Source organism: Bacteroidota bacterium (genome assembly GCA_016183775.1).
In the GTDB taxonomy this organism is placed as follows: Bacteria; Bacteroidota; Bacteroidia; order JABDFU01; family JABDFU01; genus JABDFU01.
Genome location: JACPDY010000145.1, coordinates 1 through 2041, shown reverse-complemented (window position 1 = coordinate 2041; position 2041 = coordinate 1). Strand labels below are relative to the sequence as shown.

The following is a 2041-nucleotide window of genomic DNA, read 5'->3' as shown; positions in this document are numbered from 1 at the left end:
GTTTAATTTGCTATCGTCTACGGTAAAATGATTTTTATTTTTCATAAACAATTTTTCTTCCTTTACCTTTTCAATATACTGCTTGAGTGTATTCAAAATTTGTATGTTTGTAGTCATAGGGGGGATGTTTGGTTACATCAACGAACAGAGGAATCTGTTCTTTAACCCCCCTGTAATTCAAATAATTATCATCCAACTTAATGACATTGCGCTTTAAGGGATGTCATCCCTATAAATCACTTCCTTATAATTTTAAATTCTCCATTATTAGCCAGCTTTATGATAACAGAAGGCTGGCTTTTTTTATTGTTGTTTTGACGCCATTTTACCACGTAGCCGGCCTGGTCGATTATGTCTTTTTTTATTTCATTGAATGTTAAAGGTGCCGGTTCTCCGCTGATATTTGCCGAAGTTGAAACAATCGGCTTGCCGAATTTTCGGATGAGTTTTTGGCAAAACTCATCTTTCGCAATGCGTATACCAACAGAGCCATCCTCGGCTATAACAGAAGGAGCCAATCCTATCGCTTTATCGTAAATGATCGTAATTGGACGTTCTGACGTTTCAATCAGGTCCCATGCTGCTTCCGGCACATCATTTACATACCGTAAAAGCTGCTGCTCATCCGCAACCAACACAATGAGACTTTTTGACTCAGTTCTTTGTTTTACACTGAAAATTTTAGAAACGGCCTGCTCATTTGTCGCGTCACAGCCAAGGCCCCATACGGTATCAGTAGGGTAGAGGATCACTCCTCCCGAACGTAATACTTCAAGGGCTTTTTGGATATCCGTTTCCACTTAATTAATAATATTTTTCAGATCAATCGTTAACGCACACTTAAAATGTCCTTGAGGACAAGCCTTAAAGCCATGTAAGCCACATGGCCTGCAGCTTATGGGTTCTGTTGTTTCAATAATTTTTGATCGATCCGACAAGGGGCCGAAACCAAAAGCTGGTATGGTTGAACAAAAAACAGCAGTTATGGGTGCATTCATTGCTGATGCAATATGCAGCGGGGCCGAATCATTTACGTAATTCATTTCCGCCTCTTTCATTAAAGCTGCCGACTCAAGGAAGCTTAATTTGCCGGAAAGATTCGTTATGCCTTTGTTATTGGAATTCTGCTTTATCCATTCGCAGATTTCATTGTCTGCTGGCGCTCCCAGCAAATAAATTAAAGGTGTTCTTACCAGTTTAATAAGTTCGATCCATTTTTCCTTAGGAAATTGTTTGGTGAACCAAACGGATGTGGGTGCTATACATACATAGGGTTGTATTTTAAACTGATCAACAGCTTTAATGTCACTTGAACTTGGATACAACTTTGGTTTTGTAAATACTCCGGGTGCAAGGCTGTTAACTAACTCCAGGTTACGTTCCGCTTCATGCTTCCCATTTCCGATCTCATGTTTTACTTTGAGGCTATAACAAAAGGAGAATGGGTTTTTATCAAACCCGATCTTATTTTTCGCACCCGATAAAAATGTTATTAATCCTGAACTGGCAAAGCGATGTACGTTAATGATATGATCGTATTTCGTTTCGCGAACACGGTTGATTGTTTTAAAAAGGTTGGCAAGCTTGTTTTCTTTTTTATTCCATATAATGACTTCATTCAGTTTGGGATGGTTTTCAAGTAAACTTTCATTGCCATTACGTAAAAGGAAATCAATTTGAGCGGTGGGGTAAGACGCTGATAATCGTTCAATAAGAGGAGTTGCAAGTATAACATCACCAATGAAGGCTGTTTGTATGATAAGGAATTTCAATTTGAATTTAAAATTTATTTAAAATACCGTTAATTTTTAATTAAAATGAAGGGAGGTCCTTATTGATAATGTCCCATATTATGGAGTCATCTACCCCGAAGTATTCATGAACCAGAAAATTCCGCAAAGCGATTATTTTTTCCCATTCAATGGATGAATCTTTTTTTTTGGTTTCATCTGTATATAATTTAGTTAAGCATTGATATTCAATTTTTTAAGAACAGGTTAAGAGCGTAAATTTTCATCTTCGTACTCCCACACACAATTGC

Annotated in this window: 3 protein-coding genes; all 3 read right to left on the bottom strand. The window is 37.5% G+C overall.

What is annotated here, in order from left to right; genetic code table 11:
- Positions 1–236 precede the first annotated feature (236 nt).
- The 3 genes from HYU69_16265 to HYU69_16255 are packed head-to-tail and all read right to left on the bottom strand — an operon-like array spanning position 237 to position 1983.
- Entirely contained in the window at positions 237–800 is a 564-nt protein-coding gene (locus HYU69_16265) for a threonylcarbamoyl-AMP synthase (protein MBI2271897.1), read from the bottom strand.
- Positions 801–1772, bottom strand: a complete 972-nt coding sequence (locus HYU69_16260) for a glycosyltransferase family 9 protein (protein MBI2271896.1) — start codon at positions 1770–1772, stop codon at positions 801–803.
- Between the two features lie 40 nt (positions 1773–1812).
- Positions 1813–1983 carry a DUF86 domain-containing protein gene (locus tag HYU69_16255; protein MBI2271895.1) on the bottom strand — a complete coding sequence of 57 codons (171 nt, stop codon included), beginning with the start codon at positions 1981–1983 and terminating at the stop codon, positions 1813–1815.
- Between the last annotated feature and the right edge of the window lie 58 nt (positions 1984–2041).